Source organism: Methylobacterium sp. B4 (assembly GCF_003201865.1).
In the GTDB taxonomy this organism is placed as follows: Bacteria; Pseudomonadota; Alphaproteobacteria; order Rhizobiales; family Beijerinckiaceae; genus Methylobacterium.
In genome coordinates, this window is sequence record NZ_QJJJ01000001.1 from 479,890 (window position 1) to 504,323 (window position 24,434).

Annotated in this window: 24 protein-coding genes and 1 pseudogene; 12 read left to right on the plus strand and 13 right to left on the minus strand. The window is 69.3% G+C overall.

What is annotated here, in order from left to right:
• Positions 1-77: 77 nt before the first annotated feature.
• From dusB to hflX, 8 genes are all read left to right on the plus strand, one after another.
• Positions 78-1,109 carry a tRNA dihydrouridine synthase DusB gene (gene dusB / locus BY998_RS02375; protein WP_110350003.1) on the plus strand — a complete coding sequence of 344 codons (1,032 nt, stop codon included), beginning with the start codon at positions 78-80 and terminating at the stop codon, positions 1,107-1,109.
• Positions 1,109-2,242, plus strand: a complete 1,134-nt coding sequence (locus BY998_RS02380) for an ATP-binding protein (RefSeq protein ID WP_110350004.1) — start codon at positions 1,109-1,111, stop codon at positions 2,240-2,242. The genes dusB and BY998_RS02380 overlap by 1 nt, the downstream gene beginning before the upstream one ends.
• A gap of 10 nt (positions 2,243-2,252) precedes the next feature.
• Entirely contained in the window at positions 2,253-3,728 is a 1,476-nt protein-coding gene (gene ntrC / locus BY998_RS02385; protein WP_110350005.1) for a nitrogen regulation protein NR(I), read from the plus strand.
• A 237-nt stretch (positions 3,729-3,965) separates the two neighbouring features.
• Positions 3,966-5,603: a DEAD/DEAH box helicase gene (locus BY998_RS02390; protein WP_110350006.1), complete on the plus strand. Its 1,638-nt coding sequence runs from the start codon at positions 3,966-3,968 to the stop codon at positions 5,601-5,603.
• A gap of 64 nt (positions 5,604-5,667) precedes the next feature.
• Complete coding sequence (locus BY998_RS02395; protein WP_110350007.1) at positions 5,668-8,061, plus strand: PAS domain-containing sensor histidine kinase; 2,394 nt, start codon at positions 5,668-5,670, stop codon at positions 8,059-8,061.
• The gene (locus BY998_RS02400) at positions 8,058-9,428 is read left to right on the plus strand and encodes a sigma-54 dependent transcriptional regulator (protein WP_110350008.1); all 1,371 of its coding nucleotides are present in this window, start codon (positions 8,058-8,060) and stop codon (positions 9,426-9,428) included. The genes BY998_RS02395 and BY998_RS02400 overlap by 4 nt, the downstream gene beginning before the upstream one ends.
• Positions 9,429-9,685: 257 nt before the next feature.
• Positions 9,686-9,940, plus strand: coding sequence for an RNA chaperone Hfq (gene hfq, locus BY998_RS02405; RefSeq protein WP_003600267.1), 255 nt, complete (start codon positions 9,686-9,688; stop codon positions 9,938-9,940).
• A 160-nt stretch (positions 9,941-10,100) separates the two neighbouring features.
• On the plus strand, positions 10,101-11,516 hold the full coding sequence (hflX, locus tag BY998_RS02410) for a GTPase HflX (RefSeq protein ID WP_110350009.1): 1,416 nt from the start codon (positions 10,101-10,103) through the stop codon (positions 11,514-11,516).
• 113 nt (positions 11,517-11,629) lie between these two features.
• On the opposite strand, the gene BY998_RS02415 is transcribed toward hflX, so the two are convergent.
• The 6 genes and pseudogenes from BY998_RS02415 to BY998_RS02435 form a co-directional block, all read right to left on the minus strand.
• On the minus strand, positions 11,630-13,198 hold the full coding sequence (locus tag BY998_RS02415; RefSeq protein WP_110350010.1) for a SulP family inorganic anion transporter: 1,569 nt from the start codon (positions 13,196-13,198) through the stop codon (positions 11,630-11,632).
• A gap of 11 nt (positions 13,199-13,209) precedes the next feature.
• Complete coding sequence (locus tag BY998_RS02420; protein WP_110350011.1) at positions 13,210-13,917, minus strand: carbonic anhydrase; 708 nt, start codon at positions 13,915-13,917, stop codon at positions 13,210-13,212.
• Positions 13,918-14,201: 284 nt separating this feature from the next.
• Entirely contained in the window at positions 14,202-14,510 is a 309-nt protein-coding gene (locus tag BY998_RS02425) for a hypothetical protein (RefSeq protein WP_110350012.1), read from the minus strand.
• A 289-nt stretch (positions 14,511-14,799) separates the two neighbouring features.
• On the minus strand, positions 14,800-15,000 hold the full coding sequence (locus tag BY998_RS25150; RefSeq protein WP_348629193.1) for an adenylyl-sulfate kinase: 201 nt from the start codon (positions 14,998-15,000) through the stop codon (positions 14,800-14,802).
• Between the two features lie 47 nt (positions 15,001-15,047).
• Positions 15,048-15,209: pseudogene (locus BY998_RS25155) on the minus strand (adenylyl-sulfate kinase); the annotation flags it as partial.
• 297 nt (positions 15,210-15,506) lie between these two features.
• Positions 15,507-16,538 (minus strand): ornithine cyclodeaminase, encoded by a 1,032-nt coding sequence (locus BY998_RS02435; RefSeq protein WP_110350013.1) that lies wholly within the window; start codon positions 16,536-16,538, stop codon positions 15,507-15,509.
• Between the two features lie 126 nt (positions 16,539-16,664).
• On the opposite strand from BY998_RS02435, the gene BY998_RS02440 reads away from it, so the two are divergent.
• Positions 16,665-17,108, plus strand: coding sequence for an Lrp/AsnC family transcriptional regulator (locus tag BY998_RS02440; protein ID WP_110350014.1), 444 nt, complete (start codon positions 16,665-16,667; stop codon positions 17,106-17,108).
• Here BY998_RS02440 and BY998_RS02445 read toward each other — a convergent pair.
• The 3 genes from BY998_RS02445 to BY998_RS02455 form a co-directional block, all read right to left on the minus strand.
• A complete protein-coding gene (locus BY998_RS02445; protein WP_110350015.1) occupies positions 17,090-17,548 on the minus strand; it encodes a type II toxin-antitoxin system RatA family toxin in 459 nt (152 codons plus the stop codon). The two genes, BY998_RS02440 and BY998_RS02445, sit on opposite strands and share 19 nt — an antisense overlap.
• Positions 17,549-17,554: 6 nt before the next feature.
• Positions 17,555-18,571, minus strand: a complete 1,017-nt coding sequence (gene lipA, locus BY998_RS02450; RefSeq protein ID WP_110350016.1) for a lipoyl synthase — start codon at positions 18,569-18,571, stop codon at positions 17,555-17,557.
• Positions 18,572-18,702: 131 nt separating this feature from the next.
• Positions 18,703-19,431 carry a cell wall hydrolase gene (locus BY998_RS02455; protein WP_110350017.1) on the minus strand — a complete coding sequence of 243 codons (729 nt, stop codon included), beginning with the start codon at positions 19,429-19,431 and terminating at the stop codon, positions 18,703-18,705.
• A gap of 207 nt (positions 19,432-19,638) precedes the next feature.
• On the opposite strand from BY998_RS02455, the gene BY998_RS02460 reads away from it, so the two are divergent.
• Both BY998_RS02460 and BY998_RS02465 read left to right on the plus strand, forming a co-directional pair.
• A complete protein-coding gene (locus BY998_RS02460; protein WP_110350018.1) occupies positions 19,639-19,854 on the plus strand; it encodes a hypothetical protein in 216 nt (71 codons plus the stop codon).
• 23 nt (positions 19,855-19,877) lie between these two features.
• Entirely contained in the window at positions 19,878-21,224 is a 1,347-nt protein-coding gene (locus tag BY998_RS02465) for a sorbosone dehydrogenase family protein (protein ID WP_110350019.1), read from the plus strand.
• Positions 21,225-21,260: 36 nt separating this feature from the next.
• Here BY998_RS02465 and BY998_RS02470 read toward each other — a convergent pair whose 3' ends face one another.
• From BY998_RS02470 to BY998_RS02480, 3 genes are all read right to left on the minus strand, one after another.
• On the minus strand, positions 21,261-21,905 hold the full coding sequence (locus BY998_RS02470; protein ID WP_110350020.1) for a L,D-transpeptidase: 645 nt from the start codon (positions 21,903-21,905) through the stop codon (positions 21,261-21,263).
• 80 nt (positions 21,906-21,985) lie between these two features.
• A complete protein-coding gene (locus tag BY998_RS02475; RefSeq protein WP_110350021.1) occupies positions 21,986-22,249 on the minus strand; it encodes a hypothetical protein in 264 nt (87 codons plus the stop codon).
• A 117-nt stretch (positions 22,250-22,366) separates the two neighbouring features.
• Complete coding sequence (locus tag BY998_RS02480) at positions 22,367-22,858, minus strand: 1,3-beta-glucanase (RefSeq protein ID WP_245421449.1); 492 nt, start codon at positions 22,856-22,858, stop codon at positions 22,367-22,369.
• A gap of 784 nt (positions 22,859-23,642) precedes the next feature.
• On the opposite strand from BY998_RS02480, the gene BY998_RS02490 reads away from it, so the two are divergent.
• Positions 23,643-24,155 (plus strand): hypothetical protein, encoded by a 513-nt coding sequence (locus BY998_RS02490; protein WP_110350254.1) that lies wholly within the window; start codon positions 23,643-23,645, stop codon positions 24,153-24,155.
• A gap of 92 nt (positions 24,156-24,247) precedes the next feature.
• Here BY998_RS02490 and BY998_RS24210 read toward each other — a convergent pair whose 3' ends face one another.
• On the minus strand, positions 24,248-24,400 hold the full coding sequence (locus tag BY998_RS24210; protein ID WP_181425407.1) for a hypothetical protein: 153 nt from the start codon (positions 24,398-24,400) through the stop codon (positions 24,248-24,250).
• Between the last annotated feature and the right edge of the window lie 34 nt (positions 24,401-24,434).

The window sequence follows — 24,434 nt, forward strand, 5'->3', positions numbered from 1 at the left end:
GAATGCTCGGAACGCATGGGGGATTGCGTGAAAGCAGCGCTTGCGTCCCTGCTTGTTTTGGCTACTTATTGTGCACAATGACACCTGACCATTATTTGAGCGCTCTGCGCGTTGGGGCTGATCGGGAGGCGGCGGGCCCGCCCGTCCTGCTGGCACCCCTGTCGGGTGTCACCGATCTCCACATGCGCCGCCTCGCACGGGGGCTCGGGGCGAGCGCTGTCGTCTCCGAGATGGTCGCGGCGGCCGAACTCGCGAAGGGCGACGCCGAATCGCGGGTGCGGGCGGAGGGCGCCGCGGTAAGTCCGCATGTCGTCCAACTCGCCGGCTGCGCCCCCGAGCCGATGGCCGAGGCCGCGCGCATCGCCGTGGCGAACGGGGCGGACGCCATCGACGTCAACATGGGCTGCCCGGCGAAGACCGTGACCGGAGGCGAATCCGGCTCGGCCTTGATGCGCGACCTCGATCACGCCGCCCGCCTGCTCGCCGCGGTGCGCGGGGCCGTCACCGTCCCGGTGACGGTGAAGATGCGCCTGGGCTGGGATCACGCCAGCCTCAACGCGCCCGAACTCGCGCGCCGGGCCGAAGCGCTCGGTCTGAACGGCGTCACGGTCCACGGCCGTACCCGCCAGCAATTCTACAAGGGCCGGGCCGACTGGTCGGCGATCCGGCCCGTGGTCGAGGCGGTGGGCATCCCCGTGATCGCCAACGGCGACGTCACCTCTCTGGAGGAGGCCCGCGCCTGCCTCACGCAATCGGGAGCGGCGGGCGTGATGGTCGGACGGGCGGCGGTGGGCCGGCCCTGGCTCGTCGGCGAAATCGCCGCCGGGCTTGCCGGCCGCGCCGTGGTGCCGCTCTCCCGCGCGGCCCGGGCAGAGGTCGCGGCCACGCATTACCAGGGGCTGATCGCCCTCTACGGCGCGGCGATGGGCGTGCGCCACGCCCGCAAGCATCTGGCGGCGTATGCCGACGCGGCCGGCCCGGGCGCCCTCACGCCCGAGGACCGACGGCGCCTCGTCACCACCTCCGATCCGGCGGAGGCATTGTGCCTCCTGCGGCGCGCATTCCTCGAACCGGCCAGGGCGGATGCGTCCCTCGGCGAGGCGGCCTGATGCCCTTTTCCGATGAGCCCGCCCCCGAAGCCCTGCCCCCGGCCGAGGCGGTGCTGAACTCTCTGCCGCTGCCGGTGCTCACCATCGGCCCGGACGAGCGCATCCTTCGGGTCAACCACGCCGCCGAACTCTTCTTCGACGCGTCCGCCCGGCTGATGCTGCGCGGGCGGTTGCGCGACATCATCCCGTTCTCCTCGCCGATCATCGCCCTCGTCACCGAGGTGCGGCGGCGGCGCTCCTCGGTCTCGGAATACCGGGTCGAGCTGGTCCAGCCCCGCTCCGGCCAGGAGCGCAGCGTCGACGTCTTCGCCACGCCCCTGCGCGACGAGGACGACTCGGTGGTGCTGATGCTCCAGGAGCGCACCATCGCCGACAAGATGAACCGGCAGCTGACCCATCGCGGCGCCGCCCGCTCGATGATCGCGCTCGGCGCCATGCTCGCCCACGAGATCAAGAATCCGCTCGCCGGCATCCGCGGCGCGGCGCAGCTGCTGGAGCAGGAGAGCGACGAGGAGGATCGCCTCCTCACTCGCCTCATCTGCGACGAATCTGACCGGATCGTGCGCATCGTCGAGCGCATGGAGCTGTTCGGCGACGAGCGTCCGGTCGAGCGCGGCCCCGTCAACGTCCACGGCGTGCTCGATCAGGTGAAGCGCTCGGCCCAGTCGGGTTTCGCCCGGCACATCCGCTTCATCGAGAACTACGACCCTTCCCTGCCGCCCGTGCTCGGCAACCGGGATCAGCTGATCCAGGTGATCCTGAACCTCGTGAAGAACGCGGCGGAGGCCATCGGCACGGATACGGTCGAGGGCGAGATCACCCTCTCCACCGCGTTCCGCACCGGCCTGCGCCTGCAGATTCCCGGCTCGCGCGAGCGCGTCAGCCTGCCCATCGAGGTCGCGGTGCGCGACAACGGGCCGGGCATTCCGCCCGACATGTTATCCGACCTGTTCGACCCCTTCGTCACCACCAAGGCGCAGGGGTCCGGCCTCGGACTTGCATTGGTGGCCAAGATCGTCGGCGACCATGGGGGCATCGTCGAATGCGATCCCGTTCCCCGCCGCACCGCCTTCCGGATCCTGCTGCCGATGTCGAGCGCCCGCGACGGGCGTGAATCGGTCGCGGAGCGCTGAGTCGAGAGCCATGCCCAACGGCCACATCATCGTCGCGGACGACGACGCCGCCATCCGCACCGTGCTGAACCAGGCCCTGTCCAGGGCCGGGTACGAGGTGCGCACCACCTCGAATTGCTCCACGCTCTGGCGCTGGGTCGCCCAGGGCGAGGGCGATCTCGTCATCACCGACGTGGTGATGCCCGACGAGAACGTCTTTGACCTGCTGCCCCGCATCAAGCGGGTTCGGCCGGAACTGCCGATCATCGTGATGAGCGCGCAGAACACGTTCATGACCGCGATCCGTGCCTCGGAGCGGGGCGCATACGAGTACCTGCCCAAGCCCTTCGACCTGAAGGAGCTGACCGCCATCGTCGGCCGCGCCCTGTCGCGGCCCCGCGGGGCCCCCGCCCCCGGTGCGGGCCCCGAGAACGAGGACATTCCGCTGGTGGGCCGCTCGCCCGCCATGCAGGAGATCTACCGGGCGCTCGCCCGCCTGATGCCCACCGACCTCACCGTGATGATCACGGGCGAGTCGGGCACCGGCAAGGAGCTGGTCGCCCGCGCCCTGCACGATTACGGCCGCCGCCGCACCGGCCCGTTCGTGCCCGTCAACATGGCGGCGATCCCGCGCGACCTGATCGAATCCGAGCTCTTCGGCCACGAGAAGGGCGCCTTCACCGGGGCGCTCTCGCGCTCGGCCGGGCGCTTCGAGCAGGCGGAGGGCGGCACGCTCTTCCTCGACGAGATCGGCGACATGCCGATGGAGGCGCAGACCCGCCTGCTGCGCGTGCTTCAGCAGGGCGAGTACACCACCGTCGGCGGGCGCGTGCCGATCAAGACCAACGTCCGCATCATCGCCGCGACCAACAAGGATCTGCGCGTCTCGATCCAGCAGGGCATTTTCCGCGAGGATCTGTTCTTCCGCCTCAACGTCGTGCCCCTACGCCTGCCGGCCCTGCGCGAGCGCGCCGAGGACGTGCCGGATCTGATCCGCCACTTCTTCGTGCTGGTGGAGCGCGAAGGTCTGACCCGGAAAACCCTCGACGCCGACGCCATGGAGCGGCTCAAGCGCTACCGCTGGCCCGGCAACGTGCGCGAGTTGGAAAACCTCGTGCGGCGGCTGGCTGCGCTCTACCCGCAGGAGACCATCACCGGCCCGGTCATCGAGGCGGAACTCGACACTCTGCCGCTCGCCCAGCCCAGCGCCGCCAACGGCAGCGGCGCGGCCCGCAAGAACGCGAACGGAGCGTCCGACAGCGAAACGCTGTCCGGCGCGGTCGAGCGGCACCTCGCCGACTACTTCTCGGGATATCGCGACACGCTTCCCCCGCCCGGGCTTTACCACCGCATCCTGCGCGAGATCGAAGGCCCGCTGATCGGCGCGGCTTTGGCCGCCACCCGCGGCAACCAGATCCGCGCGGCGGAGCTGTTGGGCGTCAACCGCAACACCCTGCGCAAGAAGGTGCGGGATCTCGATCTGCAGGTGTTCCGCACCTCGCGGTGAGGCCAACGGCGCCGTCGCCGGCATTGCGAGGCGAAGCCGCGACGATTCAGGGCGCGACGTCTCCGGATATGTCGCGCCCTGGATCGCTTGGCTGACGCTCGCGATGAGAAAAGCAGGCCAAGCCCAAGGCGTTCAAACGGAAAAGCCTCTGCCGAAGCGATTCGGCAGCTCGGCGCGAACCGTCACCACCGCATTCTCCCTCTGTTCTCCACGGCCGCGCTTCGTTAAAGGCGCGCCATGCTGCGCCTCCGAGAGTACCAGCGCGCCGCCCTCGACGCGCTCGACCGGCATTGGGATCAGGGCGGCGGGCCCGGTCTCGTCGTGCTGCCGACAGGCGCGGGCAAAGCGCTCGTCATCGCCGCCCTGATTCGCGAATGGCTGGACCGGGCCCCGAATGCACGTATCTGCGTGCTCACCCATGTCCGCGAACTCGTGGTGCAGAACCACGGCGAGTTGCTGGCCTACTGGCCGGGAGCACCCGCCGGCATCTTCTCCGCGGGCCTCGGGCGGCGCGAGGCCCGGGCGCAGGTCGCCTTCTGCTCGATCCAGTCGGTGCGCGACCGGGCCGAACTGTTCGGCGCGATCGATCTCATCGTCATCGACGAGGCCCATCTTGTGCCCCGCTCGGGGGAGACCGGCTACGGCCGCTTCCTTGCCGCGGCGCGGGCGGGCAACCCGGATCTCAAGGTCGCGGGCTTCACCGCCACGCCCTATCGCCTCGATTCCGGCCGCCTCGACGAGGGCGAGGGCCGCGTCTTCGAACGGATCGTCTACGAGTCCCTCGTCGGCGACCTGATCCACCAGGGCTACCTCGCACCGCTGATCTGCAAGGCGACCGCGCTCGCCCTCGACGTATCGGGTGTGCCCAAGCGCGGCGGCGACTACGTGCCTTCGGCCCTCGAAGCCGCGGTCAACCGCGAATGGATCACCCGCGCCGCGGTTGAGGAGATGATCGGCTACGGTCGGGAGCGACGGGCCTGGCTCGCCTTCTGCGCCGGGGTGAGCCACGCGGGCGCCGTGCGCGACGCGATCCGGGCGGAGGGCGTCGTCTGCGAAACCGTGACCGGCGAGATGGGCAAGCGCGAGCGCGACCGCATCGTGCGCGACTTCCGCGCAGGCAAGATCCGCTGCCTCACCTCGGTCGGCGTGCTCTCGACCGGCTTCAATGTGCCGGAGGTCGACCTGATCGCCCTGCTGCGCCCGACCCAGTCGGCGGGTCTCTACGTGCAGCAGGTCGGGCGCGCCCTGCGCCGCGCTCCGGGCAAGGCGGACGCGATCGTGCTCGACTATGCCGGGCTGGTGCGGATGCACGGGCCGGTCGATGCCGTCACCGCCCGCAGCGTCGCCCTCGGCCCGGCCATGGCGGGGATGGCGCGGGCCAAGCCCTGCCCCGGCTGCGGGGCGCTGATCGCCCTGAATGCGAGCACCTGCGAGGCTTGCTGGGTCGAACCGGAGACGGAGGAAGAGGAGGCACCCCACGCCGCGAGCGCGGAGGATGCGCTGCCGATCCTGTCCGAGGCGATCTCGGTTTGGCGGGAGGTCGTGTCCTGGCGGCTCGGGCGCGGTCCCGGCGGGTCCGGGCCGGACCGTCTCGAGGTCTCGCTGCGCTGGCTCGGTGGCGGCTGCCGCGTCGAGGTCTGCCTGGAGCATTCCGGTCATGCCCGGGAAAAGGCGGTGCTGTGGTGGCGTGCCTTCGGAGGGGCCGAGCCGGTGCCGATGAGCGTCGCCGCCGCCCTGGAACGCGCCGACGAGCTGGAGCGTCCGGAAGCACTGAAGATCGACGCGGCGGGACGCCTGAGCGAGAGCGTGACCGTGCGCTTTTCCGACGGAAGACGGTTTCGCGATCTGCGCCGCTGGGGCAGCCTCGCCGCCTGATCGCTTCCGCCCGCGGCGGTGATTCGTATTAATTTCGCCACACTGTTGTGGCCCCGCATCAGCCATGCCGCTCCTGTCGCGACGTAACCCACCCGCGCCGTCCGATGCCACTCCCGAGGACGGCGTGGCGGACGCGGCGCGCCGGTTCGAATCGCCGCCCCGCGGCCCCGGCTGGATCGGCGCGGCGGTGGTCATCGTCGCTTTGATCTCGGCGAGCATCACCTTCCTGATCCTGGCCGGCCTCATCAAGGTGACGCCGACGCCGACGGTCGGCGTCACCCTGCTCGCGGTCAACGCGGTGTTCGTGCTCGGCCTCGTCGTGGTGATCGCCTGGGAGGCACGGGTCTTCCTGCACGCGAGGCGGGCGCATGCGGCGGTGGCGCGGCTGCACACGCGCATCGTCGGCCTGTTCAGCCTGATCGCCATCCTGCCGACGATCCTGCTCGCCGTCGTCGCCTCGGTGACGATCGACCGCGGTCTCTCGCTCGGCTTCACCGACCGGGTGCGCGACGTGGTGCTCAAATCCGTGCAGGTCGCGGACGCCTACCAGGAGAACCAGTGCCAGTCGCTGGCGCGCGAGATCCGCGTGCTGAACGACGACCTCACCCGGGCGCGGCCGAACTTCGACGTGAACCGCGAGTGGTTCGAGGGCTTCCTGACCACCCGCGCCCAGGCGCTCGGCCTGCCGATCGCCAAGATCATGCGCGGGCCCAACGACGTGGTGGCGCGCGCCAACATCGACATCCTGAAGCAGACCCGCCTGCCCTCCGCGGCGGCCTTCGAGGACGCGGCGAAGTCGAGCGATCCGATCTGCCTGCTGCCCAACGAGGGCCGGGTCTTCGCCGCACTCCTGCGGATGCCGGCCTACGACGACGCCGTGCTGCTGGTGCAGCGCGAGGTGAGCCAGCTCGCGATCGATTTCCCGGGCGTGTCGCGCGCCGCGGCCGCCGAATATCTCACCTACGATTCGCTGCGCCGCTCGATCCAGGTCGCCTTCGCCTCGGTCTTCATCCTGATCGCGCTGATCACCCTGCTGTCGGCGGTCTGGTTCGGGCTCAACTTCGCCAACCGCTTCGTCGCGCCGATCCGCCGTCTCATCAACGCCGCCGACGAGGTCGCGGCGGGCAATTTCTACGCCCGCGTCCCGGCGCGGAAGTCGGACGGCGACCTCGCTCATCTCGGCGAGAGCTTCAACACCATGACGCAGGAGCTGCGCCGCCAGCACGACGGGTTGCGCGCCGCCAACGACCTGATCGACCGCCGCCGCCGCTTCACCGAAGCCGTGCTCTCGGGCGTCTCGCCGGGCGTGCTCGGCGTCGATGCCGGCGGGGTCATCACCATTGCGAACCCAAGCGCGGAGCGCACCCTTGGGCTCAGCGCCGGCGAGCTCGTCGGCATGCCGCTGACCCAGGCGGTGCCGGAGATCGCCGCACTCTTCCCCGAGGCGGAAGGGCGTCAGCGTCCGCTCCAGCAGCAGATCCAGCTGGTGCGTGGGGGCCGCGAGCGCACCATCGCCGTGCGGGTCACCAGCGAGCAGGCGAAGGGCGAGGCCCGCGGCTACGTGGTGACGCTCGACGACATCACGGATCTCGTGGCCGCCCAGCGCACTTCGGCCTGGGCCGACGTGGCCCGGCGCATCGCCCACGAGATCAAGAACCCGCTGACGCCGATTCAGCTCTCGGCCGAGCGTATTCGACGCAAATACGGAAAAGTGATCACGACCGACAAGGACGTGTTCGAGCAATGCACCGCCACGATCGTGCGGCAGGTCGATGAGATCAAGCGGATGGTGGACGAGTTCTCCTCCTTCGCCCGCATGCCCAAGCCCGCGATCACGCAGCAGGATCTGGCCGAGATCGCCCGCCAGAACCTGTTCATGCTGCGCATGGCCCACCCCGAGATCGATTTCCCCTTCGAGACCGAGGGCGCCGACGAGCGGGGCCGGGTGGTGGCGGCCTTCGACGTGCGGCTGTTCTCCCAGGCGCTGACCAACATCCTCAAGAACGCCGTCGAGGCGGTCCAGGCCGTGCCCGAAGAGGTCTTGACCGCCGCGGGCGATCAGGGGCGTGTCCGCCTGCGGCTCCTGGTCGAAGAGCCCTTCGTGGTGATCGAGGTCACCGACAACGGAAAAGGCTTTCCGGCGGAGGGGCGCCAGCGCCTTCTCGAACCCTATATGACCACCCGCGAGGGGGGGACCGGCCTCGGTCTCGCGATCGTCTCCAAGGTGCTCGAAGAGCATGGCGGGGGAATCGAGCTGAACGACAACCCGCAGGGGCGCGGCGGACAGGTCCGCCTGCGGCTGCCCCGGGAGGTCGGGGAGGCCGGGTCGAATTCCGAGCCGGGTGCCGGAGGGGAGCGGATCCGCTCCGCGGCGCCGGGCGCGCGTGACAGGACAACGATGGACAAGAACACGGAGGGCGCCATGGAAGCGCGACGCGTCGCGGAGATGCAGCCATGAGCGCCGACATCCTGATCGTCGACGACGAGGCCGACATCCGCGATCTGGTCGCGGGCATCCTGGACGACGAGGGGCATCGCACCCGAACGGCGGCGGGCTCCGACGAGGCGCTGGCGGCGATCGAATCGCGCCGGCCCCACCTCGTCTTCCTCGACATCTGGCTCCAGGGCTCGCGCCTCGACGGGTTGCAGGTGCTCGACCTGATCAAGGCCGGCCACCCCGACCTGCCGGTGGTGATGATCTCCGGCCACGGCAACATCGAGACCGCCGTGGCGGCGATCAAGTCGGGCGCTTACGACTTCATCGAGAAGCCGTTCAAGGCCGACCGGCTGATCCTCGTGGCCGAGCGGGCGCTCGAAGCCTCGCGCCTCAAGCGCGAGGTGCGTGACCTCAAGGTCCGCTCGGGGCAGGCGAGCCGGATCGTCGGCGCCTCGGTGGCCGTCAACCAGCTGCGCCAGACCATCGAGCGCGTGGCGCCGACCAATGCCCGCGTGATGATCTCGGGTGCGCCCGGCGCCGGCAAGGAGCTTTCCGCCCGCACCCTGCATGCGGCCTCGTCGCGGGCGAGCGGCCCCTTCGTCGTCATCAACGCGGCCACCATCACGCCCGACACGATGGAAGCCGAGCTGTTCGGCGTCGAGAGCGGCGAGGGCCGGGTCCGGCGCGTCGGCGCGCTGGAGGAGGCCCATGGCGGCTCCCTCTACATCGACGAAGTCGCCGACATGCCCAAGGAGACGCAGAGCCGGATTCTGCGCGTCCTCGTCGATCAGAATTTTCAGCGCGTCGGCGGCACGGCCAGAGTGCATGTCGATGTGCGCATCATCTCCTCCTCATCCCGCGACCTGACGGAGGAGATCGCTGCCGGGCGCTTCCGCGAGGATCTGTTCCACCGCCTCTCGGTGGTGCCGATCCGCATTCCCTCGCTCGCCGAGCGCCGCGAGGACGTGCCGGAGCTGATCTCGTTCTTCATGGAGCAGATCTCGGCGGCCACCGGCCTGCCCCGGCGGCGCATCGCCGAGGACGCCATGGCGGTACTCCAGTCGCACGATTGGCCCGGCAACGTCCGCCAGCTGCGCAACAACGTCGAGCGGCTGATGATCCTGACCCAGAGCGATCCGGAGCAGGAGGTGACCTCGGAGATGCTGCCGACCGAGATCGGTGCGCTGGTCCCGACGACGCCGACGGGCGCGGGCGGCGAGAAGCTGATGAGCCTGGCGCTGCGCGAGGCCCGCGAGATCTTCGAGCGGGAATATCTCATCGCGCAGATCGCCCGCTTCTCCGGCAACATCTCCCGCACGGCCGAATTCATCGGCATGGAGCGCTCGGCCCTGCACCGGAAGCTGAAGTCCCTCGGCATCGGACCTTGAACCGCACGGCCCGATCCGGAGTGGGTCGGGCGACGCAACGGGGCATCAGGTCGGCACCGAAGCGTAGGATACGGTTGCAAGGGGTGGATATTGACGCATTGCGACGCGAGGAGCCTCTTGCGTCGCGGCAAGCTTCGCCCTGTAATATGCGGGTGGGATAGCGGTCTCGAACCATCGCGCCGAAGCGATCGGCCCGCGATGCCGATGCGTGACGCCGAACATCGCGGTTATCGGTGTCAAAACAAGGATAAGAAGAAATGGCGGGCGAGCGCGCTCAGAACCTTCAGGACACGTTCCTCAATCATGTCCGCAAGAACAAGATCCCGCTGACGATCTTTCTCGTCAACGGCGTCAAGCTCCAAGGCGTCGTGACCTGGTTCGACAATTTCTGCGTCCTGCTGCGCCGGGACGGGCATTCGCAGCTCGTCTACAAGCACGCCATCTCGACGATCATGCCCGGTCATCCGGTGCAGCTCTTCGAGCCGGACGAGACGGCGCCGGAGAAGGCTTGAGAATTCCGCGATGATCGCTGCTCGGGCGGGTCGGTCCGGGCATGTCCATCGTCCGTGGCGCGCTAAGCAGGAGACTGTTCGGTTTCAGTCATTTGCGTGAGCCGACGCTGTAAAATGGCGTCATCGTTCCGACATAAGGGAGCGATGACACGGAGACGCCATGACTGAACTCCTTCCGCCCGGCGAAGCCCGCCTGCAGGCGAAGGCCGCCCCCGAGGGCGAGATTGCCGCCGCGACCCGGACGCTGGTTCTCGGCCCCTACCTCACCCGATCCGCGCAGCGTTTGGCGCCGGGACAGGCGGATTCCGCGCGATCCGACGAGGCGCGGCTCGACGAGGCCGTGGGTCTCGCAGCGGCGATCGATCTCGCTGTCGTCCATGCGATCTCGGTGCATCTGCAGCGGCCGCGTCCCTCGACTTATCTCGGCAAGGGCCGGGTCGAGGAGGTTGCCGGGATGATCAAGGCCGAGGAGATCGGCCTTGTCGTGATGGATTGCGCCCTCTCGCCGGTGCAGCAGCGCAACCTCGAGAAGGCCTGGGGCGCCAAGGTCATCGACCGCACCGGTCTGATCCTCGAAATCTTCGGGCGGCGCGCCTCGACCCGCGAGGGCACGCTCCAGGTCGAACACGCCCACCTCGCCTATCAGAAGTCCCGGCTCGTGCGCTCCTGGACCCACTTGGAGCGGCAGCGCGGCGGCTTCGGCTTTCTCGGCGGGCCCGGCGAGACGCAGATCGAGGCCGACCGACGCATGATCCAAGAGCGGATGACCCGGATCGAGCGCGATCTCGATGCGGTCACGCGCACGCGCGGCCTGCACCGCAAGAGCCGGGCGCGGGTGCCCTACCCGATCGTCGCGCTCGTCGGCTACACGAACGCGGGCAAGTCGACCCTGTTCAACGCCCTGACCAAGGCCGAGGTGCGGGCGCAGGACATGCTGTTCGCGACCCTCGACCCGACGGCGCGTGCGACCAAGCTGCCGCACGGCGAGACGGTGATCCTCTCCGACACGGTGGGCTTCATCTCCGATCTGCCCACCTCGCTGATCGCCGCCTTCCGCGCCACGCTGGAGGACGTGATCGAGGCCGATATCCTGCTCCACGTGCGCGATGTCTCGCACGGCGACACCCAGGCCCAGGCCGAGGATGTCGAGGGGGTCCTGCGCGAACTCGGGATCGGGCCGGATGCCGAGCGGATCATCGAGGTGTGGAATAAGGCCGACCTCTTGGACGAGGGCGAGCGCACCCGGCTGATCAACCTCAGCGCCGCCCATCGCGGGGCCGGGCCGGCACCGATCCTCGTCTCGGCTCTGACCGGCGAGGGGCTACCCGCCCTGACCGAGCGGATCGAGGCGCAGGTGGCCCGCGCCCGTTCCACCTTCGCGGTGACCCTGCCGCCCGAGGACGGTGCGGCCCTGAACTGGCTCTACGAGAATGCCGAAGTGCTCGACCGGCACTCCGAATCGGGCGGCGCGATCGCGCTCACGATCCGGATCGCGCCCGAGAAGGAGCCGCGCTTCCTCAATCGCTTCGAGGCCGCGCAACGGATCGGCGGCCCGCAAGGGGTCGCAATCGCCTGAGGCGCCTTCGGCGAGCCGGATGCCGGCTTTCGGGACGATGCTCGCGAACGACAAAGGGCCGGTGCCGCTTCACGCGGCACCGGCCCTTTTTCCTTGTCCGCGTGGCGCGGCGTTCAGTCCTTGGGTGCCGCGTGGGCCACCATGGCGAGGCTGTGCTGGAGGCCGCTTCGTCCGCCGCCGACGACCTCGATCCGTGACCCGGATCGCGCCCGCCGCGCTGCCCATTCCCGGATCATCTCCAGGCAGGTGTGGTCGACGTGGCGCAGGTCCTCCGCCGCAAGCCGGACCGGCCGTCCTTCCGGCGTGCGCTCGAGCGCATCGGTGAGGTGCGGCAGCTGCAGGAAGGTCGCCGACCCCGAGAGCCGCAGCTCCGGCACCGCCTGCACCGTTCCGCCCTGCACCGTCTCCGACGCGCCGCCCTCGATCTTGAGCGGGCCACGGACAAAGTGCGGGATCACCTGAAGGAGGCTGAGCGCGAGGCCCGTGAGCACGCCCGTGAGCAGGTCGGTGGCGACGACCATCACCATGGTCGCGAGCCAGATCGCCGCCGTGGCGAGTCCGTAGCGCTCGTGCAGGTGGACCGCATGGGCCGGGCTGACGAGGCGCCAGCCCGTCACCACCAGGATGCCCGCGAGAGAGGCCGTGGGCACCAGCTGAAGCACCATCGGCAGGACCAGCAGGAAGGCCAGGATCCAGCTCCCGTGCAGGATCGTCGAGGCGCGGGTCGCGGCGCCGGACTGAACGTTGGCCGAGGAGCGGACGATGACGCCGGTCATCGGCAGGCCGCCGGCCAGACCGCAGAGCACGTTGCCGATGCCCTGTGCCCCGAGTTCGCGGTTGTACTGCGTGCGCGGACCGTCGTGCATGCGGTCGACCGCCGCCGCCGAGAGCAGGCTCTCCGCGCTGGCGATGACCGCCAGCGTGATCGCCATGACGATCATCGCGGGCTCGGTCAGCCGGCTCCAATCGCCCATCGCCGGCATCGTGACGGCCGAGAAGATGTTCTCCGGCACCTCGACGCGCTTCACCGCCATGTCGCCGAAGACCGCGACGAGGGTACCCGCGACGACGCCCATCAGGGCACCCGGCAACTGCTTCAGCCGGGCCGGACGGATCTTCTCCCAGCCGATCATCGCCGCGATCGTGACGAGGCCGACGATGACGGCACCCGGACGGTTGCCTTCGGGACCCGAGACGAAGTTGAAGAAGGCGGCGGGGATGGCGACGAGGTTGTCGATGCCGCTGGCCTTGGGCAACGCGTCGGTCAGCACGTGGATCTGTGCCAGCACGATCAGGATGCCGATGCCGGCGAGCATGCCGTGGACCACCGCGGGCGAGATCGCCCGGAACCAGCCGCCGACCCGCAGCGCGCCGGCCAGGAGTTGGATGGCGCCCGCAGCGACGAGGACAGGGCCCAGCGCGTCGATGCCGTGCTCACGCACGAACTCAAAGACGATGACGGCAAGGCCCGCGGCCGGGCCGCTGACCTGAAGTGGCGAGCCAGCGAGGAAGCCGACGACGATGCCGCCGATGATTCCGGTGATGAGGCCGCGCTCGGCCGGTACACCGGAGGCCATGGCGATGCCCATGCAGAGGGGCATCGCCACGAGGAAGACGACGAAGGACGCGGGAAGGTCCCGTGCCAGGGTGGGCGGGATCAGTCGGGTGAGGGAGGCGCGCATGGCAATCTTCCCTACTCCGCGGCGACGGCGTGGGAGCCGGCGAAGGTCGGCGCGGCGACCCGCGCGGCCGAGGTCTGGGCCACGGGCACGAGTTCGGCGTCGTCGATCGCCACGAAGCGGCCGCGCTCGCCGCAATAGGCCAGCACCTGCCCGCTCTCGATCTCGAAGAACCAGCCGTGCAGGCGCAGTTCACCCTTGGCGAGGGCGGCGGCCACGCTCGGATGGGTGCGCAGGTTGTTGAGCTGGACCACGACGTTCTCAAGGGCGAGGGCGTGGTGGCGGTCCTTCGGGCTCATGCCCTCCGGATAGGCCTCGCAGACGATCTGGCTCGCCGCGTGGCTGTGGCGCAGCCAGGCGGCCACGTTGGGCATGCTGCTCAGCGCCTCGGGATTCATGAGGCCCTTCATGGCACCGCAATCCGAGTGGCCGCAGATGACGATGTCGCGTACGCCCAGCGCCACGACCGCGTATTCGATCGCCGAGGAGACGCCGCCGTTCTGCTGCGAGAAGGGCGGGACGATGTTGCCGGCGTTGCGGCAGACGAAGAGGTCGCCCGGACCCGACTGGGTGATGTGTTCCGGCGAAACGCGGGAATCCGCGCAAGCGATGATGAGTGCCTGCGGCTGCTGCCCGTCGCGGACGAGCCGCTGGTACATCTGCTGCTGGCCCGGGAAAACCCTGCCCCGAAAGTTCGAGATACCCTGGATGATATCGTCCATGCGACCCTCGCTGTCAGCCATCGCGCGCGAGCCGACGCGTCGCGACGTGTGAGATGCTTGCTGGATGTGACGGGCGCCGTTGCCGGCCGTCTGCCTTCGACGGCCCGAGGGCGGTCGGTTCGGTCGGGCGCAGGGCGCAAAAGCCCACCTTCGCCGCCGCAACGAGTGCGGCCACGTGTGAGCGGGTCCGGGTGGTCCGGTGCGCACGGCCGCCGATGGCTGGTCGTGCGCCGATGGGTCGGGGCCGGCGGCCTGGGCTCAGCCCGGCCGCCGGGCTCCGGCGCTTAGCGGGCCTGACGGCGCGGCGCGCTGCCGGCCGCCCAGTGCGGCTGCACCGTCCCGCGGCGCACGGCGGTGCGGGCCTCGTTCGGCCGCGCGCCGGCGTTCTCGCTCAGCATCGGCTGACCGAGGATCTGGCCGCTGCCGTTGCGCTGCGAAAGCCGCGAACGCGGGTCGTGATAGGGGCCGTCGACGTAGCTGCTCATGAAGCCGCCGCCCGCCGCCTGCCGGCTGCCGTCGGCCCCTTCGGCCTGAGCCGCCACCGGGAAGGCCACGGCGGCGGTCATGAAAGCGATTGCAATAATCCGGTTCATCTTTGACTTCCTCTCGTAATCCCTGGACCGCGAAGTTTTTTTGCAGGTCTTATCTCGCAAAATCATAGTAATACTCGAATCTAGGGATTGGAAGTGCGTTTTATCACTGAGATATACTTTAGATTTAATCCCGTATTTTGGCTCTCTTTGTGCGCCGTGACACCTGTCGACAAAAACTTTGACTAGAGCAGGGATGAAAATCGAACGGACAGACCTTCGGAAGTGAGCGTGGACGACGAGGGTCTCGCGAGCCGTCGCGTTCCCGGCTCGACGAGGGGCGCCGCGCGCATCATCCTCTCGCGAGGCGGGGGAAGCCGACCCGGAGGGGATCTGCGATGCGGCGATGGTCTGTGGTGCGATCGAGCGCCTCCGGCGCCCCGTAGGGCGGCGAGATGCCGGTGAAGTCGCTGATCGTGCCGGTCCGGGCGCGCGCGTTGAGTCCCTTCGGATCGCGCGCCTCGCAGAGTGCCAGCGGCGTATCGTCGTAAATCCCAAGGAAGGGGTGTCGCCCGCGATGGTCCGCGCCGCCGCGCGCTCGACCCGGAAGGGCGAGATCAACGAGACGATCACCACCAGACCGGCCTCCGCCATCAGCCGAGCGATTTCGGCGGCCCGCCGGGTGTTCTCCACCCGCTCGATGGCCGCGAAGCCGAGATCGCGGCTGAGCCCGTGACGCAGGTTGTCGCCATCGAGCACCATGCTGCTGAGGCCGCTTCGATCAGCGCGCGGTCGGCGGCGTCGGCGATCGCTGATTTTCCGATCCCGACAGCCCGGTGAGCCATGCGATCGCCGGGCGCTGCCCCATGCGCTGTCATCGCCGCTCCCGCGGCTGCAGCGTCTGCCAAGTCAGGTTCGCCTCGCCCACCTCGTCATCCCCCGGGCGATCACCGGCCGACGCATCACAACGCGCGACTGCAATCATCGCTTGTGGGTGGCCAGGCCTGAAATCGACGACGAGGGATGGGCAGGTCGGGCCGGGTACGGGTCCGGCTCCGTTCAGGCCGCCCGCTCGCTGTCGATGCCCGCCGTGAAGACCGATCCGAAGAGATCCTTCGGATCGTCCGGCATCGGTACGAGATCGAGATCCGGCCCGCTCCCGGCCAGGTCCAGCAAACAGCGCAGGGCCGAGAAATCCTCCAAGGCGAAGCCGACCGAGTCGAACAGGGTGATGTCCCCCGCCCGTTCGCGGCCCGGCGCCTCGCCGCGCAGCACGCGCCAGAGTTCGGTAACGGGGTAATCGGCGGGCATCTGCTGGATCTCGCCCTCGATGCGCGTCTGCGGCGCGTACTCGACCACGGTGCGGGCGCGAACCAGGATGTCCCGCTGCAGCTCCGTCTTGCCGGGGCAGTCTCCGCCGATCGCGTTGAGGTGCTGGCCCGATTCGACGAGATCGGCGGTCAGGATCGCGACTCGTGCCTTGTCGGCGGTGGCCGTGGTGACGATGTCGGCTCCCGCCACCGCCTCGGCGACGGTTTCGGCGCAGACCAGCCGCAGGCCCCGGCCCTCGAGATTGGCTCGTGCCTTCGCGACGGCCTGCGCATCGATGTCGAACAGCCGGACCTCGGTGATTCCGCATATCGCCTTGAAGGCGAGGGCCTGGAATTCCGCCTGTGCCCCCGTGCCGATCAGCGCCATGGAGCGGCTGCCGGGCCGGGCGAGGAATGAGGCCGCCAACGCCGAGGTCGCCGCCGTGCGCAGCGCCGTCAGCACCGTCATCTCGGAGACAAGAACGGGATAGCCCGTCGTCACGTCGGCGAGCGCTCCGAACGCGACCACCGTCTGCCGGCCGCTGCGCGGATTGCCGGGATGGCCGTTGACGAACTTGAAGGCGTAAAGCCGCCCATCGCAGACCGGCATCAATTCGATCACGCCGTGTGGGAAGTGGCTGGCGAGGCGCGGGGCAAGATCGAATTCGGGCCAGCGCAGGAAGTCCGCATGCAGGCAGGCGGCAAGCCGGCGCAGGACCGTGTCCGGACCGAGCCGGCGCAGGAGCTGCGCCATCTCGACGGTTCCGACGTAGCGCGTCATGCCGGCCTCCCAAAGCGGTTAGGTCCAGCATGGCCGAACCAAGCGGTCGGACGACAGGCCGAGAAGTGCGCGATCGGGTTATGCTGTTGCGCAGGATGCTCGGCTCGGCTGCGCGGAGTGCCAACTATGCTCGACGAGACGGATCGAAGCCTGATCGCGCTCCTGCGCACCGATGCGCGGATGCCGGTGGCCAAGCTCGCCGCGTCCCTGCGGGTGACGCGGGCGACGGCGCGGGCGCGGCTCGACCGCCTCATCGCCGCCGGAATCATCACCGGTTTCACCGTCACGATCCGGGAGAGCGAGCCCACCTGCGTGCGGGCGATCACGCTGATCGAGGTGGACGGCCGCCACGCCGAATCGGTGATCCGGCGGCTGGCGGGTCTGCCGGAGATTCGCGCGGTTCACACCACCAACGGCCGCTGGGATATCGTGGCCGAGATCGAGGCGCCGACACTCGGGGCCTTCGACGCCTTGCTGCGAAGCCTGCGCCAGATCGAGGGCATCGCCAATTCGGAGACGAGCATCCTGCTCGCGGCCCGCAAGGGCGGGGCTCAGGCGGGCGCGCCGTAGATCGCCGTGGCGCGGCCCTCGAAGGCGTCGGTGAACTTGCGGAAGGCACGATCGAACATCGAGCCCATCAGCAGGCCCAGCGTGCGGCTCTTGAACTCGTAGGTGATGAAGAAATCGACCTCGCAGCCTCCATTGGCCGCCTCGCGGAAGGACCAGCGATTCTCGAGATGCCGGAACGGCCCGTCGATATACTCGGCGGTGATCTTGCGGTTCTGCGGATCGAGCGTCACCCGCGTGGTGAACCGCTCGCGGATCGCCTTGTAGCCGACGCCCATCTCCGCGACCCGGATCGTCGTCCCGTTCGGTCCCTCGGCGTCGCGCAACACGCGCAGCGACTCGCACAGCGGAAGGAACTCGGGATAGCGCTCGATGTCGGCCACGAGATCGTACATCTGCGTGGCCGTGTGGCGGACCGTCCTCGTGATGCGGAAGGAGGGCATGTTGGCTCAGGCGTTGAGGGCGACCGGGGTTGGCCCGAGCTTGGCGAGCCGTGCCGCCTTCAGCCGCGCGAAGTCCTCGCCGGCGTGATGCGACGAGCGCGTCAGCGGCGTGGCCGAGACCAGGAGGAAGCCCTTGGCATAGGCGGTGGTCTCGTAGGCCTTGAACTCGTCCGGCGGCACGAAGCGCACGACCTCATGGTGCTTTCGGGTCGGTTGCAAGTACTGGCCGATGGTGAGGAAGTCGACCTCCGCCGAGCGCAGATCGTCCATGAGCTGAACGACCTCGTTCCGCTCCTCGCCCAGGCCGACCATGATGCCGGATTTCGTGAAGATGGTCGGGTCGAGTTCCTTCACCCGCTGGAGCAGACGCACCGAGTGGAAGTAACGGGCGCCGGGCCGAACGGTCACGTACTTGCCGGGCACGGTCTCGAGATTATGGTTGAACACGTCGGGCTTGGCCGCGACCACCACTTCGAGCGCGCCGGGTTTGCGCAGGAAGTCGGGCGTCAGGATTTCGACGGTGGTGCCGGGGCTCGCCCGGCGGATCGCGGCGATGGTGCGCGAGAAATGCTCGGCACCGCCATCCTTGAGATCGTCGCGGTCGACGGAGGTGACGACGACGTGGTGCAGCCCCAGCTTGGCCACCGCTTCCGCCACCTTCTCCGGCTCCGCCCCGTCGAGCGCCGCCGGCAGGCCCGTGCGCACGTTGCAGAACGAGCAGGCGCGGGTGCAGGTGTCCCCCATGATCATGAAGGTGGCGTGGCGCTTCTCCCAGCACTCGCCGATATTGGGGCAGCCCGCCTCCTCGCAGACGGTGACAAGGTTGTTGGCGCGGACGATGTCCTTGGTCTCGGCCCAGAGCTTCGAGCCCGGCGCCTTCACCCGGATCCAGTCGGGCTTGCGCTGGATCGCCGTATCCGGCCGATGCGCCTTCTCGGGGTGGCGCGGGCGCGCGGCCGCGGCCGCGGCCGCCGGCACCTTGGGCCGGGTGTCGTTGTTCAGGAGATCGAGGACGACGGCCATGGGGATGCGGGATGCGCCTGAGGGGAGCCGGGTTGGGCGGCCCGGCCGCGCCTCTGACTTAAGGCCTTGCGGCGTCTGCGCATAGAGAGGGGGCGACAACCCGCCCCGGCCGTAACCCGCCCGTCGAACTCTTAGCGTTCGCCCCGTCCGGGGGACGAGGCGTAGCGTGCGGGGCCGGGGATCTTCAGTTCGGGCGCGGTGTACTCGGCGGTCAGCGTCGCCGGCACGCGGCCGGTCAACGGCAGGCCGATCATGCCGGAATGGGCGGCGGCGACCTGGAGCGGCAGCAGCTTGCCGGTGGGTGCCTGCACCACCGCCGGGGGGCGGATGGCCGGCAGGTAACCCTCGCGATCGCTCTTCTCGTAGAACACGTTGCCGCCGGCCGCGACGACGTAGTGCATGTTCTTGTAGGGGAAGCTGTAGCCCGCGGTGTGGAAGTGCAGCGCCTGGCCCACGCCGTCATGGCGCTTGCCCGAGAGGAGTGCGTCGGCGACGCGCTCCAGACGGGGGCGGTCCTGTTCGCGCACGGGCTTCGTCAGCACACCGTTGGCGAACTGGCGCTTCTGCCCGACGACCTCGCAGATGCGGCCGGGATAGGCGGGGGCATCGAGGCGGTTCAACACCACCGTGCCCACGGCGAGCAGCCCGTCCTCGTCGGTGCGGTTGGATTCGAAGTACATCGCCCGGGCGAGGCACTCCTTGTCGGCGGGCGTCGGCGCCTGCACGACCTTGGCGTTCGCTGCGATGGAGCCGGTGGTCAGCTCTGCCTGGGGCCCGACCAGACCGCATCCCCCGAGGCCGGAACCGGTCAGAGCCAGTCCGAAAAGGCAGAGAAGGCGGGTGGTCCGGTCGGCTCGCATGCAGGCTCCTGAAGGCTGACGACGCTGGGTGTCTAAGCTGAACCATACGGAGCACAGGTGCAAAGGAACTGTTAAGCCTCGGCCTCGAATCCGAGCTGGTGTGTCGTTTGGCACACGCCCCGCGCGGACCCTCCCCTCCGAGCCGCATTGAACGAGAATCGAGCTTGGGCGTTGCCTTCGCTGGACCCTGCCAGCGGAGAGCCATCCATGTCGGATACGAGCGTCGAATCGCCTTCCGTCTTCGACGAGCGGATGCGCGAGGAAGCGGCCGCCGCCGGCCGCGTCGCCCTGGAGACCGCGCTCACGCGCTTCACGGTCGAGCAGCGCGACGCCTTCTGGAACGCGATCGGGCTCTACTACTCGACGCGCCGCCATCCCGGCGCCGGCGAGATAGCCGCGCCCGCCGCGACGCCCGCCATCTGACCCGTCATCCCGCGAGATCCTCGATGCGTAAATCCGCGAAAGTCGGCCTCGCCGCGCTCGCCGTCGTGCTGCTCGGAGGAGCGGCGTTCCTGCGCTTCATCGTCTATCCGGAATCGGCCGCTCTCGACCTCTCCGCGAGCAGCGGAACGAACCCGACCCTGCCGGCACCGAACCCGACGCTGATGCCGACGGTCAACATCGCCCGCGTGGTGCGCTGGAGCGACGGTGCCAAGCCGCAGGCGGCGCAGGGGCTCGCGGTGACCGCCTTCGCCAGCGGACTCGACCATCCGCGCTGGCCCACCGTCTTGCCCAATGGAGACGTTCTGGTCGCCGAGAGCCAAGCCCCGAAATCCGGCGACAAATCCACCAGCGCGACCGACTGGGTCGCCGACAAAGTGAAGAGCCTTGCGGGCGCCGGCGGCGAGAGCGCCAACCGCATCGTGCTTCTGCGCGACCGGGACGGGGACGGAATCGCCGAGGAGCGCCACGTCTTCCTGAAGGGGCTCACCTCGCCCTTCGGCATGGCCCTCGTCGGCTCGGACCTCTACGTCGCGAACGCCGACGCGCTGGTGCGGGTGCCCTTTACCGAGGGCCAGACCGAGATCACGGCCGCGCCCGAGAAGGTCGTGGACCTACCCGCCGGCATCAACCACCATTGGACGAAGAACGTCGTCGCCAGCCCCGACGGGAGCCGGCTCTTCATCACCGTCGGCTCGAACAGCAATGTCGGCGAGAACGGCCTCGACCTCGAAAAGGGCCGCGCCGCGATCTGGGAATACACCATCGCGACCAAGGGGATGCGCGAATACGCCACGGGCCTGCGCAACCCTAACGGCCTCGCCTTCGAGCCCGCGACCGGCACCCTCTGGACCGCCGTCAACGAGCGCGACGAGATCGGCAGCGATCTCGTGCCGGACTACATCACCAGCGTGCGGGAGGGCGCCTTCTACGGCTGGCCCTGGAGCTATTGGGGACAGCACGTGGACGAGCGGGTGAAGCCGCCGCGGCCCGAAATGGTGGCGAAGGCGATTGCGCCCGACTACGCCGTCGGCACGCACACGGCCTCCCTCGGCATCGCCTTTTCGATGGGCTCGAACCTGCCGGAGGCCTGGAAGAGCGGCCTGTTCGTGGCCCAGCATGGCTCCTGGAACCGGCGCCCGAAGAGTGGGTACAAGGTGATCTACGTGCCGTTCAAGGACGGCAAGCCCGCGGGCGCCCCGATCGATGCGCTGACGGGCTTCCTCAACGCCGACGAGAAGGCTCAAGGGAGGCCCGTGGGTGTCGCCATCGACAAGGGCGGTGCGCTGCTCGTCACGGACGATGTCGGCAACACGGTCTGGCGCGTGAGCGGCTCCCCTGCCTCGAATTGAACCGGTAGCCCGGCGTCTCCCGCCGGGCAGCATGCCTCAATAGAGGTCGCCGTAGCCGACACTCGGCCCGTAGCCGCCGTCGAACGGATCGGGAGAGTGCCCACGCCGCCGAACCGGCACATCGTATAAGTCATCCTCCGCCCAGGCGCGTCCCCGCGAGCGGATAGCGACGACGCCCTCGTCGGCGCCGAAGCGGCGGGCGGTCCGAGCCGGGGCGGGCCGATGCACGTCGGCGACCGGCGCCTCGCCGACGCTGCCCTCGATCACGACCCGCGTGTTGGCCATCTTCTGCTGCCTGACCAGGGCAAACAGCGTGGCGGCGTTGCGCTGGGAGAGGCGCACGCAGCCGTGCGAGGCGGCCCGGCCCAGGCGACGTGTGTGGGTGGTGCCGTGGATCGCGTGCCCCACCTGCGTGAAGAAGATCGCGTGCGGCATCGGGGCGTTGTCCCACTCGCGGGAAAAATGAGTCTTCTCCATCCGGAACGGGCGGTGGCTACCGTTCGGCGTGTCGTGGCCCGGAACTCCCGTCGAGACCGGCCACGTATGGCGGACCTGCCCATCCACCGCGACGCTCATGCGCTGCGCATCCTTGTCGACGGCGATCAGCAGGTCGGCCCGTGCCGCGGGCGCGGCGGCCGCCAGGATGGCGCCCGCGAAAAACACGTGAAGGGGCAGGCGCATGGACCGATCCTCGGTTTCGATCCCATCAACATGCTCCCGACCGGTTGCCCTTCAAGCGCTGCGGAGTGCGCAGCCGGCCCTCATCCATCGAAGGGACGGTTGCGCACGTAGCCGCGGGAGATCAGGCGGCTGTTCTCGCGCGCCCGGCGCTCGGCCTCCATCAGGTCGGACAGGGCATCGGTGATGGCGCAGCGTAGGGCGATTCCTGCATCGCCCTGCGTGCTGGTGAGATAGGCCTGGGCGATGTCCTCCACGGGGCACGAGGCCGCCCCCCGCGTCGCGGCCGAAGGCGCGGCGGCATGGCTCCGCGCGACGGGCTGCGGCGAGGGCTGAGGCTTGGGCATAGTCTCTCTCCGACTCGGTGCGAGAACGAAGATAGAACATACCGAAATGGTTAACGAGACCTTACCGCCTGCGTCCGTGCCTGTGGACAGCCCGGACGGCGGGTCTGCGGCGCGCAATCAGCGGAAGCCGGAGCCGACGAGCGGATCGAAATAGGCGTCGGTCGGGCGGCGGGAGGCGCCCGCCCCCGCGATGCCGGCGCCCGCGGGTGCGCCCCCTCCCCCGCCCGATCCGATGCTGCCGGTGACGTCGTCCAGCGGCCGGCGAAGGGCATTGCCGGTCCCACCTCCCGCCGCACCCGACCCGCCACCAGCAGACGCGGTCCCCGTGCCGGTTCCGCCGAAGCGCAATCCGCCGGCCGTGCTGCCGAGGCCCGGCCCGGCCGCACCGGAGCCGGACGCGCCACCGAAGCTCAAGCCGCCGGGATTGGCGATCGCCATCGTCGGGGTCAGCGACGCCACGGTCGACACCGTCGAGGCGGGACCGAAGGGCAGCCCGGGCGCCGTAAAGCCGGAGGGCAGCCCCGCGCCGGCACTCGTCTGCGCGTGTGCGCTTGTCCCGCCGAGGCAGAGACACACGGCAAGTAGGCCGACCGGGACCGTCCGCATCATCCGCATCGCGCTTCCTCCACTTCGGTCATTCGCGTGAAGGGCCAACGTCGCGCGCCTGACGCGGTTGCCGTCCGTCCGCGAAGTCGGCTCGGACCGGTATCCGATCACAGCGGGAAAGAAAGGCCGGGCGGCAGAAGCACCTCTTGGCTGCAGAAGCACCTTTTGGCTGAGGAGACGCCCTGCGGGCCCGTCAGATCCTCTCGCACACGATTGCTTGCATCGGTGGCCAAGCCGACGCGTTGCGTAAGGGAAGCAAGGTGTAGGATAGCGTCGCCCTGACGCTACCCGACTGCGGGTCTGCCGCCGATGCTCGTCCGTGAAGGCCACGCCCGAACCCCGAGCATCGACCGGCGGTTGACTTGGTCGTTCGCCGGGATCGCCGGGGCTTTGAACGCTGCCGGCTCCTGCGCCTTCGGCATGTTCACCTCGAACAGACCGGCAACATCTCGATGCTGGCCGATCATCTCGGTCTCGGCCGGGTGGCCCTCGCCCTTTGGGCGCTAAACCCTCGTCCGCGTTTTCATGGAAGGCGCTGTGAGCGCGACACTGCTGATCGCCGCCGGACGCTGTCAGCGGCTGCATCGCCCCCGCGCGGCGGCTGAGCGCGCCGTGACCGCGGCGTCCGCGACACCAACGGCCTCAAGCTGAGTCTGCTGCGAGTCGCTCGTTCCGATCCCTCGCGTGCAGGCGGAGGCAACCTTCGCGGATCGGCGGTGTTGGCGGGAAGCGACGGCATTGCATGCTGCCGCGCGCTGCATCGCCGACGAAGCAACCGGGAGAGATCATGTCCGTATCGCGACGCCGTGAGGAGCGGCTGCTGGATGCCGGCGAGACCGAGCTGGTGAAGCGAACGCACTATCCGGAGCTGGATGCGGAGGACGACAAGGCCTTACCGGAGCTGATCCGCTTGCTGCGTGAGCGTCGAGACCGCGCCCGCGACGTGTCCCGCCGCCAGCGGCGCGAGCTGCGCGGCAAAGCCTCTCCCTCCGGAGCGAGTCCAGCCGCCGATAACACCGGCACCCGCGAGAAGGCGGCTTTGCTGGCTGCGGCGGTGAAGCGTGTCAGCAAGGAGCACGAACGCCGGCGTGCCGCCGGTGCCCGCGAGCGCACCGTCTCCGGTGCCCGCCGCGCTCTCGCGCTCAAGCGTGCGGCCGGTGATCCGGCCGCGGGCCGTCCCACCTCCCGCAAAGCCGACGAGGGCATGAACCCCGTGCCCAACCCACGGGACGCGCCCTCCGGGGCGGTCAAACAGGAGGGCCAGGAGATCGCCATGCGCCGCGGCGGCGGTCCGCGCTGATCCAACCGTTGCGGGAAGGATGACGAAGGGGGTGACCGCCGGGCGGTCGCCCCCTTCTTGTATTGGCCGATCAGTTCGATCGCGTCAGCCGCCTATTCGGGCTCCTCGCGGAAGACGACGTAGCTAGGAGGACCGGCGCAGAGGAACAGCAACAGCAGGATGACGTAGTGGTGAACCCGCAGCATCGTCAGCGAGACGAAGACGGTGGCGAGGCCGATCACGAGCAGAACGACACGAATGAACATGATGGGTTCGAAGGCCTCGGCATCCAGAGCGCGT